The organism is Dolichospermum sp. UHCC 0352 (genome assembly GCF_009711925.1).
GTDB lineage: Bacteria > Cyanobacteriota > Cyanobacteriia > Cyanobacteriales > Nostocaceae > Dolichospermum > Dolichospermum lemmermannii.
In genome coordinates, this window is record NZ_VIKY01000153.1 from 1 (window position 1) to 14,809 (window position 14,809).

Genomic DNA, 14,809 nt, shown 5'->3' on the forward strand with positions numbered 1-14,809 from the left:
TCCAAATGCTTCGCCCGTACAGTTGTCAGTGGTTGTTAGTAATTATTTCCCCCTGCCTCTGCCTCGTCCCTTTACTCAGCCAAATTTAAACCAATAATACCGATAATTATAAAAGACATAGAGATAATTTTTACCAGCGTAAAAGACTCATGAAACCAAATCACGCTAATCGTAGCAATTATCAGAGTACCAAAACCTGCCCAAATAGAATAAACTATACTCACCGGAATTGTCCTGAGAGAAAGAGTTAAAAACGTTAAGCAAAGTCCATAAAATACAAAAATAAAAATTGAGGGGATAATTTTGGTAAATTCTTCTGACAGTTTCATACAAGTTGTACCAGAAACTTCAAAAATAATTGCTGCTATCAGATAAAGCCAACTAATTAGCATAACTGTGATCTCACTCCTGTTTGATTGGGATATTTACTGATAAATTTTGTCCAGAATTAAATTCTATGTAAACTTTAATTTAAAAAATGTATATTAACTAAAGGCATTATTTCAGAAACTTGAAATAATTGCTGTTTTATCCGCTACTTGATAAAATCACATTGCTAGTGCTATACCTTGAAAAAAAATGTTCAAAATTTTGACTCATTTCCGAAATTTAGCAATTGTTAGCTTGATCGGCTTGATATTAACCTGGTCACTTCCTGTCCAAGCTGATACCAAAATCAACCCCCAACTAGAACAACAAGTTTTAGAAATTATCCGCAAAAATCCCGAAATCATTATTAAATCTGTAGAAATATACCAGCAGCAACAGCAAGAGAAACTACAACAATCACGACAAAAATTTATCAATGATTTTCAAACAAATCCTCAATCTGTAATTGGTGATTCTCCCACAATTGGTGCAACCAAATCAAAAACCTTATTGATAGAATTTTCAGATTTTGAATGTCCTTATTGTGCCGAAGCCCATCAAACACTCAAAGATTTATTGGCAAAATATCCAAATAAATTCACCTTAGTTTATAAGCATTTTCCCCTTTATCAAATTCATGATCAAGCATTACCCGCAGCTACAGTAGCTTGGTCCGCATATCAACAAGGTAAGTTTTGGGAATATCATGATGCCTTGTTTACCAACCAAAAACAATTGGGTGAGACTTTATATTTAGACACTGCTAAAAAGCTCAATTTAAACCTCACAAAATTTGGCAATGATCGCAAATTAGCTAATAAATCCATCCAAAAAGACCTATTATTAGCCCAACAATTAGGATTGGGTGGCACACCATCTTTTATTATGACCAGTCCAAATTTTGCTGGACCGGTAAAACTCACAGAAGTGGAAGAAATATTGCAAGGTAAATAATAAAATCTGATGGTTAAGCAATACTTTATACCAATTTTATCGTTGTTGCCAATAAATCTGCACCTTTAGCTAGAGGTGGCACGTATTGGTTAACTGTTCTAATTGCAATAAGTGTAAGGAGTAGTCTTATGAGAAGTGATGAGGATAACTTTTCGCTTCTCAATTCCTATTTTGACAAATCATCAGTTTATTTACAAATAACCCTTTACATTTAATAACCAAAAATATTACAACAGGTAATAGGTAGTTATCCAAAAAGATTACTACTACAGTAAACAAGAAAACGGGGTCATGAATGCGTTACCTGGGATTTTTGATATTATTACCTATTACGCTGGCAACTACTTTTTCTGATCAATTACTAAAACCTCCAGAATCTACCATTCAACTGCTTGCTAATAAAAATAATCAAACTTCATTAGCACAAACAAGTTATCTGTCCACCTTGGAAAAACAAGTAATTGCGGAAACTAACAAAGTCAGAACAAATCCTCAATCATATTTGCCCATTTTAGAAAATTATAAACAGCGGTTTCAGGGAAATCGCGTCAAAATTTCCTATAATACCTATTTAATCACCCAAGAAGGCGTAAAACCGGTTAATGAAGCGATAACTTTTTTAAAATCCGTCCGTCCCGTCAGTGCATTACGTGCCTCCAAAGGAATGTCTTTAGGTGCGCGAGATCATGCTAAAGACCAAGGACCAAAGGGAACAACAGGTCATGATGGTAGTGATGGTAGCAGACCTGACACTCGCATCAATCGTTATGGGAAATGGCAAACTACCGCTGGTGAAAATATCAGTTATGGACCAAATACAGCCCAAGACATTGTCATGCAACTAATAATTGATGATGGTGTACCTTCCCGTGGACATCGGACAAATATTTTTAACCCATCTTTTCGGGTAACTGGTGTAGCTTACGGTTCTCACAAACAATACAGAACTATCTGCGTCATTACCTATGCTGGTGGTTATATCGAAAAATAGAACTTACAATCAGGATTTATGGCTGTACCACTTAACTTCTACATCCAAGGTCAAGGATTTCCCATCCTTGGTTTACATGGTCATCCTGGTTCGGGACGTAGCCTCTCTATCTTTACCAATCATCTATCAAAACGCTACCAAACCATTGCCCCAGATTTGCGTGGATATGGCAAAAGTCGGTTTCAGGGCAAATTTGAGATGCAAGACCATTTAGACGACCTAGAAGCCCTATTAGACCAATTTAAAATAGAAAAATGTTTATTATTGGGATGGTCGCTAGGAGGCATTTTAGCCATGGAACTGGCCATGCGCCTACCGCAACGGGTGACAGGCTTAATTTTAGTAGCCACTGCCGCTAGACCTTGGGGCAATCATCCCCGGATTTCTTGGCAAGACAATATTTATACAGGCATTGCTGGTATATTGAACTATATAAAACCCAGTTGGCAATGGAATATTGATACTTTCGGCAAGCGATCGCTCTTTCGCTACTTAATTCAACAACACACATCCACAGCATACAATTACATAGCTAGGGATGCCCTACCAGCCTACTTACAAACCTCATCAGCAGCTACAAACGCCCTCTACAGTGCCATTAGAGCAGGTTATAATCGCACCCCCGACCTTTGGCAAATCCAATGTCCTAGCCTAGTGCTTGCTGGTGAACAAGACCGTCACATTACCGCTGATGCCAGTTTAGAAACAGCCAGACACATCAAAAACTCTCAATGGCAATGTTACCCCAACACAGCCCACCTCTTTCCTTGGGAAATACCCCAACAGTTATTAGGAGACATTGATAGTTGGTTAGTAACCAACCCCCAAATAATCGAAGTTTAAATTAGCCATAGTTCGTTCCCAGGATTAGCCCAGGAACGATAACAGCCTCTGGAATTGTTGATTAGACTAAATTTGACCGCTAAAGACAGGCTTTACTTTACGGTCAATCCATTCCCCCAAATCTTCAGCAATTGTTAAAACAGTAGGTTTACAGCGTTTGATATTCACTATAATTCCCTGCGCTCCTTCAATTTCCAAATCTTCTATATAGCCATTGCTGGCTTTAGTAGCTTCCACAGAACTGAAAAATGGACCAAAGTAGTATGTACAACTGGGATTTTGTGTGACAATTTCTACCCACCAAGCAAGGCCGAGTCCATTGAATGTATTAATCAACCCCTCTTGGAAGTTATGCCAAATCGTTTTCATGGTTTTCGCCGATTTATAAACGTGTGACTGGATGTGTGAAAATAGGTGAGATTTATTGTCTTTTACATTGTTTATAGTCACTGATTTCGTGGATATTTGTCTACGAAATCAGTAACTGTACTATTGTTTTTTCAAAGCAATTGTCTGTAGTTTATCAAGATACAGTGTATTTTGAGATTTTTGGCGATAAATTTCGTAAAGTGCCATACCAGTCGCCACCGAAGCATTGAGGCTAGGAGTCTTGCCCTGTAAGGGAATGGACACCAAAACATCACAAGAACGTTGTGTCAACATCCCCAGACCTTCGCCTTCACCACCCACGACTAAAACCACAGGTCCGCTAAACTTAACACTTTGTAATGGTTCGCTACCTGTAACCGCAGTTCCATAAATCCAAAAGCCTTCTTCTTTTAACTGTTCTAAAGCGCGACCAAGGTTGACAACTCTAGATACAGGAAAGGTTTCTAATGCCCCTGCTGCGACTTTCATTACCGTAGAAGTAATTCCCGCTGCCCTTCTTTGAGGAATCACCAAACCGTGAGCGCCAATCGCTTCTGCTGTGCGAATAATTGCCCCTAAATTGTGGGGATCAGTAATACCATCAGCAACTACAATTACAGGATCAGTCACAGCTTTAGCGTTGCTAATCAGATCCTCTAGTTCAATATAAGAATAAGGAGCAATTTGAGCCGCTATTCCTTGGTGATTTGCCCGACCAGTAATTTGGTCTAACCGCATTGGTTCAACTTCATCAATAACTGCGCCATTATCTTTGGCTTGCAAAATCAAATGATGAAATCTGGGATCATAACGGAGACGAGTAGTAATCCAAAGACGGTTGATACTGTGTTCATTTTCCAAGGCAGTCAAAACTGGATGACGACCATAGATTAGATCAGTTTCTTCTGTGGGTGTGATTTCTGAGGATTGCTCGGAAAATTGGGAAGAGGGACGATATCTAGCAGTGAAGGATTTACCGCCCGTTGGTAATGCGATTTCTGAAGATTGTTCTGAACCGTAGCGAGATGTGCGGGGTTTCACGGAAAATGACTTACTTTCTCTGTCTACTCTCACTTCTGGGGATTGTTCAGAACCGTAGCGAGAGCGAGGTTTAGCAGAATAGGATTTACCTTCTCTGTCTACTCTCACTTCTGGGGATTGTTCAGAACCGTAGCGAGAGCGAGGTTTAGCAGAATAGGATTTACCTTCTCTATCTACTCTCACTTCTGGTGATTGTTCAGAACCGTAGCGAGATGTCCGAGGTTTTGCAGAATAGGATTTACCTTCTCTGTCTACTTTCACTTCTGGGGATTGTTCAGAACCGTAGCGAGAGCGAGGTTTTGCAGTAATGGGTTTACCATCACTTTTGCCTTGATTACGGCTAGGTTGAGGGACAACGCGTTTGCCCTTGATTTTCACTGGCTGACCACGTTTTGGTTGTCCGCCAGAATTACTTTTCTTTGGTTGACTTGTCATAACAGTATTGAGGTTTGATTTAAATGAGGGAACAGCCCGATGACATCAATTTAATGAACAATTACAAATCAGTAACAATCGCCAGATGTAGCTTCTCACTATTTCTCTAGGGGAAGTTTTTGTAATAGCTCGGTTAAACGGGGGTAATCAGTAAGATATAAGTAGCCAACTAAGGTTTCTAAACTAGTTGCCTGTTGATAAATTTCGGGATTCAGTCGTTTATGACGACTCGTAGCAGAGTTACGACCTCTGCGAACAATTTCTAATTCGTTACTCCTCAAGTAAGGAGTTAACATTCGCAAATGTAGCGCTTGTGTTTCTGCTCTTACCTGATCCACGACGGAACGATGGTAGTTGTCTAGTCGTTGTTGTGGCCACAGATAAAACATTCTAACATATAATTCATAAATTGCATCCCCCAAGTAGGCTAAAGCTGAAGGAGATATCTGTTTTATTTGGGCTGGGGATATTTGCTGGGGCAGTTGCGTCGCATTTACCAACCACGGGAAAATATCTGATGAATGCTGTGTAGCGGTTTCATCTTCTTCGTGTTCGCCTGTTTCCTCCTTGGACTTCACAGATTAATCATTCCTTAAAAAAGCACTACATCGGGAGACAATTTTTGCCGGCATTATCTAAAACAACTTAAATTATATTTAACTCTCAACTTGACACTCCCCGCTCTAAAGAGACGGGGATTCTTAAGAGATTACGCTCTTAATATCCTTATCACTAAGGTTCCCAGGCTCAACACGTTTGCCCTTTGGGCGTGCTGATATCTCCTCAAGATTTTCTGGGCGTAGACTTTCCCCCAGTCCGGGGGTAGGTTTTTAAATCTTGTACTGATAAGAGCATTCTAGCATTTTTAGCGCAGTATAAATGCTGCAATCAGCTTTCATCCCTTGCCTGAAGTCCGAAAAATGCAACTGCGTTGCTGTTTCTCAAGGGTTTTCAGCATTTTTCTTATAAGGGTTATTCCCTGATATAACAGTATGCACTTAAAAGACTTTCAACTCCATTCCCTACTATATCCAAAAATTAGGCTATCCAGATTTGACATCGGACAGCCTAATTTAGATTTTCCATTTAAGCAATCAAGCCGCAGAGGGGATGTTTTCTAGGGCTGCTTCAACTGTAAGTTGTAAGGAGAGAAATTTTTCTAAACGAACAAGCTTAACCGTTTGGGTTACACGGGCATTACTGACAATTTGGAAACTGCCTTCACCATCTGGTTCAGGTTTAGCCAGTTTGGCTAGTCTTACGAGCGCACCTAAGCCAGAACTGTCCACAAAGTCGATCTGTGAAAGATCCAAAATGATGTTTTTTGGACCGTCCTCAATTTTACTGCCGATTACTTTAATGAATGTTGGCTCAGAGAAAGCGTCTAATAAACCTGTGAGGCGGAATAGCTGACAGCTATCGCGGACTTCGCGTGTACCTCTCAGGCTCACGGTTAGATTCAGTGGTTCAGCTATGATTTTCTCCTCGTTCTTTTTACTAAAAGTAAACGTTCTAGTGTAGATGGTTTTTGAGCAATTTGTCTATGTTGGGGACTGGCAAAAATTTTTACTAATTACCAATATCCATCATGACATTTTTTATCCTCAAGTTAGGCGATTGCGCCTTGACGTGCTGCTTGCATTTTTAGTACAAACTGCTCAAACAAGTAATCAGCATCATGGGGTCCAGGACTGGCTTCTGGGTGATACTGAACAGAAAACACAGGTAGGGTCTTGTGACGAACTCCAGCTACTGTCAGATCATTGAGGTTCAAGTGGCTGACCTCGACTGTAGCAGTTGGTAAGGAGTCTGGATCAAGAGCAAAACTGTGATTTTGGCTGGTAATTTCCACTCTTGTTTGTAAACCAGCAGGTTGATTTAAACCCCGATGTCCAAATTTTAGTTTAAATGTTTCTGCACCGAGAGCATGACCTAAAATTTGGTGTCCCATACAAATGCCAAATATGGGTTTTTGGCTGTCTAGTAAGGCTCTTGTGGTGTTGATACCTTCTGTGACGGCGGCGGGGTCTCCTGGTCCGTTGGAGAGGAAAATACCATCTGGATTGTATTTGAGAATTTCTTCTGGTTGTGTATCGGCAGGAACAACTATGACGCGACATCCATAACTGGCTAGACGACGCAAGATATTCCGCTTGACACCAAAGTCTAGGGCGACGACGGTGAAGGTTTCGCCAATTTTAGCCACTGCTGCGGAATTGAATTCCCAAGGGGCTGTTGTGGCTTCCAGCCATTCGTAAACGGTTGGTGTGGTGACATCTTTGACTAGGTTTAAGCCTGTCATGTTGGGAGCAGCTTGTACCATTTCTAACAATTCTGCTTCGTCGAGAATTGCTGTGGAAATGCCGCCATTCATCGCCCCAAAGGTGCGAATTTTCCGAGTGAGGGCGCGGGTATCTATGCCGTAAATAGCTGGAATTTGGTGCTGTTGGAGGTAGTTGGGGAGGGATTGGGTGGAACGCCAATTGCTGGGTTTATGACAAATATTCCGAGCGATCGCTCCCTTAACATGGGGTTGATTTGATTCTTCGTCTTCGGAATTAATGCCAGTGTTACCTAATTCGGGATAGGTAAAAATGACAATTTGACCACAGTAACTAGGATCGGTTAACACTTCTTGATATCCGGTCATGCCTGTGTTAAATACGATTTCGCCAATGGCAGTTCCTGTCGCTCCGAAAGACCAACCGCGATAAATAGAGCCATCTGCTAGGACAAGTAGAGCAGGTATTGCGTCAGATAGGGGCATAGATTATTTGTAATTAGTAATTGGAGAGAAAAAAGGGTTTTATATCTTCTATAAATTATTTTTTTAGAAGACAGCAAAGGTATATCTTCTCATGGTTTATGAAGGTGGAGAGTCTACATCTACAATATTCATTTCTTCTATAATTGCAAATTGCTCTTTCAATTCCTGATCGCTAGGTCTTTGCCGATATTCTTCGTGTGTATAAATCCATACAGGATAGACAGAGCAAGAAGCTTGATGAACAACATACATAAATCTGCCTTGACGAGAAGCACCTTGAAGTTCCGGCATTAAAAACCGAATTTTTCTAAATTCAAAATCTGGTTTGTAAGCACCTTTAGGAAAATTCTCGCTATCTGATTCATCAAAAAGCGGATCTTTTGCAAGAGTCTCTATATACTTTTGTATCAAAGTCTCAAATGAATCTCTAGCTCTTTTATTTTTTTTGTAGTGAGTTTTAACAAGTTTAACAAGACTAATCTCAAACTTCGGCAATGGCCTTATCGAATATATTTCGCAACCAGGCACTACTATCCTCCGGCTTTACTTCTGGAATCCGTTCGTAATTTAAACGCAATTCCTCTAAAGTATCAGATAAAACAGCCTGATAGCCGGGATCATCTTGCTCAATACAATCAAGAATTGTATCAACCAAGAAATCAATAGCATCAACACAAGCATCAAAAGATTCTCTTTGGGAGGTAAGATTCAAAAAAAGCAAATAAATTTTTGATTTGAGGATATCCAAAAACCCTGTAGCTTCCTGCGTTGGTTCAATGAAAGAGTAGGCAAAATCTGTTAAGTAATCACGTTGTTCAGAAGAAAAATTGTTCCATTCAGTCTTGATCTCTCTTGATGCTTTTTTTAAACGTGAAGTAATTTCATCAAATTTTGCAGCAGAAGCAACCTTGTTGCCTCGAACTTGATAAATTTGACCAAAATCAATTAAAACTGCGCTAGACATGGTTAATACCTCTACTTGTATTTGACACTCTCCGCGTCTTTAGACGCGGAGATTCTATAGAGAGTTTCAGTCTATGTTTTCGGCATTTCCCTTATAATATCTGGTAATGCCAGACAGACAATATATTCATATTGTTGATCGAAAACTCAGAACCTTCCCGTAGTTACTATACAATCCTTTACAAAAAAAATCATATAAATCATATATATGTATATAAAATCACCAAAAATTCTTCATCAAAACTTTAATTTTAAAATGATTCAATAGTCACGCATCTTTAATTGGATGGGAGGAGTACACTTGGGAAGAGCAGCCAGGGCGGTTAAAACATTCACTATGCTTCAGTCTTTTTTGTCCCGGACAGCCCTCATTTTTTGTTCCGTTAGTTTAGCGGTTTTGACTGTTGCCTGTGATCAAGATCAGCAGACAACGACAACTGATGAATCTAAGCAATCTTTGTCAACTGGGAGTTTGGCAGCCATCCATTCTCCCCGTCAACGTCAACAATTGTTAGCTAGTCCGAAATCAACGCCACGAGAATCTTCTCTCACCCAATTAAGTCCTTTGGCAATGGCACTAGATAAAGCTGCTGGTGCTAAAAGTATCAGCCAATCTGCTGTGTCTGTGGATGATTGGAATTTGGTAGTGAGTCAGTTGCAAGATGCGATCGCTCTCATGAAGCAAGTCCGCCGTGATAGTGGCAATTTTGCCTTTGCTCAACGCCAAATCGGTGAATATCGCCGTCAAATTGCTTTTGCTCGCCGCAAAGCCTACCCCAAAAATTTAGCATCTTCTTTAACTCAACCGCAATCGGTTGTCATTGATGTTCCTCAGCCACAGAGTCATGGCATAGTTCCCCCCCGTTCCTCTGTCAAAACCCTAAAACCATCCTTATCTAAGCCTAGTTTCCCGTCATCAACTATCCTCCCCCGCAATAATGAGGTATTTATTGCCCCAATTAAGCGGCGAATTGGTGGTACACCAATTATTGAAGTTACCTTCAACGGTACACAGCGATTTGAGATGATTGTGGATACGGGAGCTAGTGGGACTGTAATCACCCAAAAGATAGCAGCGGCTTTAGGAGTGGTAACGGTAGGAAAAGCTAAAGCGAATACGGCCAGCGCTAAGGCTGTGGAATTCCCCATTGGCTATCTTGATTCTATGGAAGTTGGGGGGATGACGGTAAATAAAGTCCCAGTAGCGATCGCTGGGACAGAATTAGAAACAGGACTTTTAGGACATGACTTTTTCGGTAATTACGATGTAACTATCAAACGTAACGTTGTGGAATTTCGTCCTCAAGCCTACTCAGAAGCTAATCCCCCAGGAATTCCACTAAATGTGCCAACTTTGTCCAAGGGCTACCGCTTTGTAAAATTTCTTTAGCTAAAGTCACTCCTTGAGCATGATTTAGCCAGGGAACTGCACCTGCTACTTGTAATGCTAGGGAAGCATTTAACGCCACTATATCCTGTTGCGCTTGTGTTCCTTTCCCTTGCAAAACTTCTTTCAGAATCACCGCATTTTCTTGAACGTTACCACCTTTGACGGCGGTAATGGGGGCAGGTGTGACACCGACTTCTTGGGGATCAACAGTAGTTAACAATACTTTACCATCTTTTAAGATCGCCAAATCGGTAATATCGCCTAAACCAGCTTCATCTAATTTTTCTCGTCCATGGAGAACCATTGCTGTTTGCGTCCCCAAGAGATTTAAGGCTTCGGCAACGGTTTCTATCAGTTGAGAATCAAAAACACCAATTACCTGACCGGTGGGATTCAGGGGATTTACCAAAGGTCCAAGTAAATTAAACACTGTCCGCACTTTGAGATTTCGCCGTAATGGGGCCACTGCTTTCAGGGCTGGATGCCAACCAGGGGCAAATAAAAATGTAATTCCTACCTCTTGCACTGCTGCTTGGACTTTTTCACTCGCAGCAGTCAAGTTTACTCCCAGTGCTTCTAAAACATCGGCGCTGCCTGTAAGACTGGAGGCTGAACGACTACCATGTTTAGCGACAGGTACACCAGCAGCAGCCACTACAAAGGCGACAGCGGTGGAAATATTAAAGGTTGATGCTCCATCACCACCTGTACCACAAGTATCAATTAACGGGACAAATGGGGTATGCTCACGTTTGTTTATGGGTACGGAAGACAGGGATTTTAAGACTTCGGCCATTCCTGTTAATTCTTCTGCACAAACGCCTTTGAAGTTTAAGGCCATTAAAATCGCCCCTGATAGTTCTGGGGGAATTGTTTCATTTATCCATCCTTGCATCAATTCTGCGGCTTGAGTGCGGGATAATGATTGACGTTCTAATAATTGTTTGAGTAAGTTAGACCAAATACTAAAATCCATTGTTCGGGTTTTTTATGATGTTGAATTTGATTTTACCGAAAAATGGCTTTTTGTTTCGCGCTATCGCTGTTAGTGGATATTTTATGGAATGAGAACGAACCGCAGAGGCACAGAGGTCACAGAGGTAGAGAAGGAAGAGATTTTTCGGGTTTTGGTTTTATTTCATAATTACTAATGAATAGTTCTTTACCTTTTTCGGCTTTTTTTTGTTTATAGTTATTCATGCCATATTGTAATTCCCATTCAATGATATTTGCCCATTGAAAATTTTCTCTAATTTCTGGGCAATCGTCGTATGTAATTAACCAGTTATGGGGACATTGCTTTAATATTTGTGCAAGTCTTTGATGATCAAATCCTATATGTAAATCTCCTTTTTTACCATACAATTTAGATTTTTCGGCTTTAACATAAGGAGGATCTAAAAATATAAATACGTCTTTTCCTGGTTCATTAATTAGATGACTATAATCTAAGTTGGTGATTTTCACATCTTGTGTTAGTATATTTTCTAATTTTTCCAGTCTATCTATTGATGAGTTAGTAAATCTTTTATGAAAAGATTCTAGGGAGAAACCTCCTGATTCTATAGTTCCCGAAAATGTAATTCTGTTAAGAACAAAAAAGCGCACTGCTCTTTCTAAATCAGATAAGGTGTTAACATCTACATGAGCTAATTTGGCAAAGAGTAATTTTCCATCTTGGGAGGTTTTTTTAATTTGCCAAACTTCGGAAACTAATTTTGATAAATCAGATTTTACAAAATGCCAAAATAGATATAATTCTGGGTTTAAATCGTTAATAGCAATCTGGAGATGAGGAAATTTTTGTTTAAGATAGATGAAAACTGAACCACCACCAACAAAGGGTTCTCTAAATTCAGAAAACTTTTTTGGGAGACATTCAGCGATGCTTTTAATTGCTCTTGATTTTCCACCAGGATAACGGAGAGGACTTTTGATATTCATTTTGTTCAATGTTCAAGAAGTGATAATATATATTTTACATTTTAATATTTACAACAAAATTACCCTTCTTCAAACTTACTACATCAATCTATGAACCGTTCAGCCCCCTATCAACCATTAATATTCAGAATCCTGCATGGTATAAGCGGGATTTTAGTCATTGGCGCAATTATTAGTGGATTCTTAGTGTACAACACTTTTGACAAAAGATTTGGATATATTCCCATTCCCAAAATCAATCCTATACAGGATATTCATGGGACATTGGCAGTATTTTTCTTGATTTTACTGCCATTTTTTGCTGTTTATAGTTTTCATGCTGGAAAAAGACGACTATTACAACCAGACTCTATCCAAAATTTAACTCAATTTGGTAAACCAATTTGGTGGGTAAGTCTCCAACGTTTAGTAAATACTAAAATGTTACTCGCTGCTGTTTTGGCGGTAGTATCTGGAAGAATGATGAAAGAAGAATGGCTGCCCACAGGAGAACTTGATCATATTTGGTATTATGCTCATTTAATAGCTTGGTTAATCATGATTTGTTGTTTAGCAATTCATGTTTTGATGTCTGCTAAAGTTGGTGGTGTGCCATTATTACTGTCAATATTATCATGGAAATTTCGTCCAGAAGATAGCCCTGCTAACTGGTATGATCGTTTACGTGCTTGGTTCAATGATTTTTCTAATAATCTTAGAGAAGAAATTAATCAATTTATGGCAGTTGGTTTATTAATGAAAATAATCGAGGTGATTGTATTGGCGGGAATTATCACAGCATTTGTTTTACCTTTGTTTTTTTCTAGTGGTGAATCATAAAAGGAGTTATTATTCCAGGTTTTAGTAATTTCTTACGAAGATGATTTATTAATAAAAAATTCTGATAATCAATTGTCAAATGAAGAATCTGAAACTTTGGAAAAATTACTAGCACAGATTGATAAATTGAATATTCTCAAATTGAAAACGTTATTTTGTAAACTATTACTTAAATAATAATTTATTATTTAAGTAATAGCAGCTTCTCTATGATCCGAAAACCCCACTTTAAATAAAAAATCACATCCTGTTAATCCTTAAATCCTGGTTATCCTGATTCAGACAGTCTAAGCAAACGCTACTCAAATCCCCGACTTCTTGAAGAAGTCGGGAATCTTAATTTCACGATAACGGAAATTAACCGAAATGTTTGATGATTGCGTCAGCAAATTCAGAACATTTTAATGGTTGTACAGGTGGTTCCATTAACCGCGCTAAGTCATAGGTAACTTGACCATTTGCTATGGCATCACCTAATCCTTTTTTAATCAAATCTGCGGCTTCTTGCCAACCCATAAATTCCAGCATCATCACACCGGAAAGAATTACAGAACCGGGGTTAATTCTGTCTAACCCAGCGTGTTTGGGGGCTGTCCCATGGGTAGCTTCAAAAATCGCGCAGGAGTCGCCAATATTTGCCCCTGGACCCATGCCTAAACCGCCAACGATAGCAGCAGCAGCATCAGATAAATAATCACCGTTGAGGTTCATTGTCGCCAGAATAGAATACTCATCTGGACGAGTTTGAATTTGTTGAAAGATACTATCAGCAATGCGATCATTGACCATGATTTTCTCTTTCCATTTGCCATTGCCGTGGCTTTCCCAAATTGTATTTAGAACTGTTTCTACTTCTTTGACAATTTGCGCTTTTTTCTCTGGAGTCAAAGAATCAAAACCGGGATCAATTTCATGGGCATTTTCTTCTGCGGAAATATGGGGATTTTTTTCCTTATTACCCAAAATCCAAGATTCCCGTTCTGTTACAGTTTCTTGACGGAATTCCGTTGTGGCTAATTCATAACCCCAATCCCGGAAAGCGCCTTCTGTGTATTTCATGATATTGCCTTTATGCACCAAGGTGACTTGTTGCTTATTTTTGGGCAATAATAAGGCGTGTTTAATAGCACGTCTAACTAAACGCTGAGAACCAGTTTTGCTGATGGGTTTGATACCGATACCAGCATCGAGGGGAATTTGCTTTTTACCGTGTTCTGGGGTAGCGGGTATCAATTCTTCATTTAAGAATTTTATCAGGCGATCGCCGATTTCACTACCTTGCTTCCACTCAATCCCCAAATAAATATCTTCCGTATTTTCCCGATAAACAATCACATCCAGTTTTTCAGGAGTTTTGTGGGGAGAAGGTGTCCCAGCGTAATAACGACAAGGACGCACGCAAGTATAAAGGTCAAAGATTTGGCGTAATGCCACATTTAAAGACCGAATTCCACCACCAACGGGAGTAGTTAGAGGTCCTTTAATTGCTATGCCATATTCTTTAATAGCCGTCAATGTATCCTGGGGCAAATACTGATATGTGCCGTACAAATCACAGGCTTCATCACCAGCATAAACCCTAAACCAGCTAATTTTTCTTTGACCATTGTATGCTTTAGCGATCGCAGCATCAAGCACTTTTTCCGTCGCCGGCCAAATATCTATACCCGTACCGTCACCGCGAATAAAGGGAATAATGGGATTTTCAGGAACAACCGGTTCACCATTTTTGAAGGTAATTTTCGCGCCGGTGGTGGGAGGAGTAATCTTTTCGTACATAATTCACAAATTCCAAATAGAAGAAATTCACCGGGTATGGAGTCAGGAGTCATAATTTCTGTAACTCCTGGATTCTGTAACTCCTTACCTGATAAAGTATTGTGGGCTAGGATTTCGCTAAAGCCACCGTGAGTGATTCTTTCAG

The 14,809-nt window shown here is 39.7% G+C and carries 15 protein-coding genes and 1 pseudogene; 5 read left to right on the forward strand and 11 right to left on the reverse strand.

The window, feature by feature from the left end; all coding sequences use genetic code 11:
* Window positions 1–71 precede the first annotated feature (71 nt).
* Window positions 72–392, reverse strand: coding sequence for a multidrug efflux SMR transporter (locus FJR06_RS10495; protein WP_015078726.1), 321 nt, complete (start codon window positions 390–392; stop codon window positions 72–74).
* A 187-nt stretch (window positions 393–579) separates the two neighbouring features.
* On the opposite strand from FJR06_RS10495, the gene FJR06_RS10500 reads away from it, so the two are divergent.
* From FJR06_RS10500 to FJR06_RS10510, 3 genes are all read left to right on the forward strand, one after another.
* Window positions 580–1,323: a DsbA family protein gene (locus FJR06_RS10500; RefSeq protein ID WP_015078725.1), complete on the forward strand. Its 744-nt coding sequence runs from the start codon at window positions 580–582 to the stop codon at window positions 1,321–1,323.
* 295 nt (window positions 1,324–1,618) lie between these two features.
* A complete protein-coding gene (locus FJR06_RS10505) occupies window positions 1,619–2,314 on the forward strand; it encodes a CAP domain-containing protein (RefSeq protein WP_015078724.1) in 696 nt (231 codons plus the stop codon).
* An 18-nt stretch (window positions 2,315–2,332) separates the two neighbouring features.
* On the forward strand, window positions 2,333–3,157 hold the full coding sequence (locus FJR06_RS10510) for an alpha/beta fold hydrolase (RefSeq protein ID WP_015078723.1): 825 nt from the start codon (window positions 2,333–2,335) through the stop codon (window positions 3,155–3,157).
* A gap of 66 nt (window positions 3,158–3,223) precedes the next feature.
* Here the strand turns inward: FJR06_RS10510 and FJR06_RS10515 are convergent, their stop codons facing one another.
* The 7 genes and pseudogenes from FJR06_RS10515 to FJR06_RS10545 form a co-directional block, all read right to left on the reverse strand.
* Window positions 3,224–3,526, reverse strand: coding sequence for a DUF1816 domain-containing protein (locus FJR06_RS10515; protein WP_015078722.1), 303 nt, complete (start codon window positions 3,524–3,526; stop codon window positions 3,224–3,226).
* A gap of 120 nt (window positions 3,527–3,646) precedes the next feature.
* Window positions 3,647–4,438, reverse strand: a pseudogene (rlmB, locus tag FJR06_RS24335) (23S rRNA (guanosine(2251)-2'-O)-methyltransferase RlmB); the annotation flags it as partial.
* A gap of 662 nt (window positions 4,439–5,100) precedes the next feature.
* Window positions 5,101–5,580, reverse strand: coding sequence for a Mini-ribonuclease 3 (locus FJR06_RS10525; protein ID WP_015078720.1), 480 nt, complete (start codon window positions 5,578–5,580; stop codon window positions 5,101–5,103).
* Window positions 5,581–6,096: 516 nt separating this feature from the next.
* Entirely contained in the window at window positions 6,097–6,453 is a 357-nt protein-coding gene (locus FJR06_RS10530; RefSeq protein WP_041457647.1) for an STAS domain-containing protein, read from the reverse strand.
* Between the two features lie 158 nt (window positions 6,454–6,611).
* Window positions 6,612–7,769 carry a glutamine-hydrolyzing carbamoyl-phosphate synthase small subunit gene (gene carA, locus FJR06_RS10535; protein WP_015078718.1) on the reverse strand — a complete coding sequence of 386 codons (1,158 nt, stop codon included), beginning with the start codon at window positions 7,767–7,769 and terminating at the stop codon, window positions 6,612–6,614.
* A 96-nt stretch (window positions 7,770–7,865) separates the two neighbouring features.
* Window positions 7,866–8,264, reverse strand: a complete 399-nt coding sequence (locus FJR06_RS10540) for a hypothetical protein (protein WP_174783315.1) — start codon at window positions 8,262–8,264, stop codon at window positions 7,866–7,868.
* The gene (locus tag FJR06_RS10545) at window positions 8,251–8,733 is read right to left on the reverse strand and encodes a hypothetical protein (protein ID WP_015078716.1); all 483 of its coding nucleotides are present in this window, start codon (window positions 8,731–8,733) and stop codon (window positions 8,251–8,253) included. The genes FJR06_RS10540 and FJR06_RS10545 overlap by 14 nt, the downstream gene beginning before the upstream one ends.
* A 336-nt stretch (window positions 8,734–9,069) precedes the next feature.
* Between FJR06_RS10545 and FJR06_RS10550 the strand changes: the two genes are divergently transcribed.
* Complete coding sequence (locus tag FJR06_RS10550) at window positions 9,070–10,122, forward strand: TIGR02281 family clan AA aspartic protease (RefSeq protein ID WP_168651390.1); 1,053 nt, start codon at window positions 9,070–9,072, stop codon at window positions 10,120–10,122.
* Here the strand turns inward: FJR06_RS10550 and trpD are convergent.
* Together trpD and FJR06_RS10560 are read right to left on the reverse strand one after the other, a co-directional pair.
* Window positions 10,052–11,098: an anthranilate phosphoribosyltransferase gene (gene trpD, locus FJR06_RS10555; protein ID WP_015078714.1), complete on the reverse strand. Its 1,047-nt coding sequence runs from the start codon at window positions 11,096–11,098 to the stop codon at window positions 10,052–10,054. The genes FJR06_RS10550 and trpD overlap by 71 nt on opposite strands.
* Window positions 11,099–11,214: 116 nt before the next feature.
* Entirely contained in the window at window positions 11,215–12,066 is an 852-nt protein-coding gene (locus tag FJR06_RS10560) for a DNA adenine methylase (protein WP_168651391.1), read from the reverse strand.
* 90 nt (window positions 12,067–12,156) lie between these two features.
* Between FJR06_RS10560 and FJR06_RS10565 the strand changes: the two genes are divergently transcribed.
* A complete protein-coding gene (locus tag FJR06_RS10565) occupies window positions 12,157–12,885 on the forward strand; it encodes a cytochrome b/b6 domain-containing protein (protein WP_015078712.1) in 729 nt (242 codons plus the stop codon).
* 357 nt (window positions 12,886–13,242) lie between these two features.
* On the opposite strand, the gene FJR06_RS10570 is transcribed toward FJR06_RS10565, so the two are convergent.
* Window positions 13,243–14,664, reverse strand: coding sequence for an NADP-dependent isocitrate dehydrogenase (locus tag FJR06_RS10570; protein ID WP_168651392.1), 1,422 nt, complete (start codon window positions 14,662–14,664; stop codon window positions 13,243–13,245).
* Between the last annotated feature and the right edge of the window lie 145 nt (window positions 14,665–14,809).

Coding starts and splice junctions, on each gene's coding strand:
- FJR06_RS10505 (WP_015078724.1), top strand. CDS start 1,619: ATGCGTTACCTGGGATTTTTGATATTATTACCTATTACGCTGGCAACT.
- trpD (WP_015078714.1), bottom strand. CDS start 11,098: ATGGATTTTAGTATTTGGTCTAACTTACTCAAACAATTATTAGAACGT.
- FJR06_RS10495 (WP_015078726.1), bottom strand. CDS start 392: ATGCTAATTAGTTGGCTTTATCTGATAGCAGCAATTATTTTTGAAGTT.
- FJR06_RS10560 (WP_168651391.1), bottom strand. CDS start 12,066: ATGAATATCAAAAGTCCTCTCCGTTATCCTGGTGGAAAATCAAGAGCA.
- FJR06_RS10515 (WP_015078722.1), bottom strand. CDS start 3,526: ATGAAAACGATTTGGCATAACTTCCAAGAGGGGTTGATTAATACATTC.
- FJR06_RS10500 (WP_015078725.1), top strand. CDS start 580: ATGTTCAAAATTTTGACTCATTTCCGAAATTTAGCAATTGTTAGCTTG.
- FJR06_RS10565 (WP_015078712.1), top strand. CDS start 12,157: ATGAACCGTTCAGCCCCCTATCAACCATTAATATTCAGAATCCTGCAT.
- FJR06_RS10570 (WP_168651392.1), bottom strand. CDS start 14,664: ATGTACGAAAAGATTACTCCTCCCACCACCGGCGCGAAAATTACCTTC.
- FJR06_RS10545 (WP_015078716.1), bottom strand. CDS start 8,733: ATGTCTAGCGCAGTTTTAATTGATTTTGGTCAAATTTATCAAGTTCGA.
- FJR06_RS10510 (WP_015078723.1), top strand. CDS start 2,333: ATGGCTGTACCACTTAACTTCTACATCCAAGGTCAAGGATTTCCCATC.
- carA (WP_015078718.1), bottom strand. CDS start 7,769: ATGCCCCTATCTGACGCAATACCTGCTCTACTTGTCCTAGCAGATGGC.
- FJR06_RS10550 (WP_168651390.1), top strand. CDS start 9,070: ATGCTTCAGTCTTTTTTGTCCCGGACAGCCCTCATTTTTTGTTCCGTT.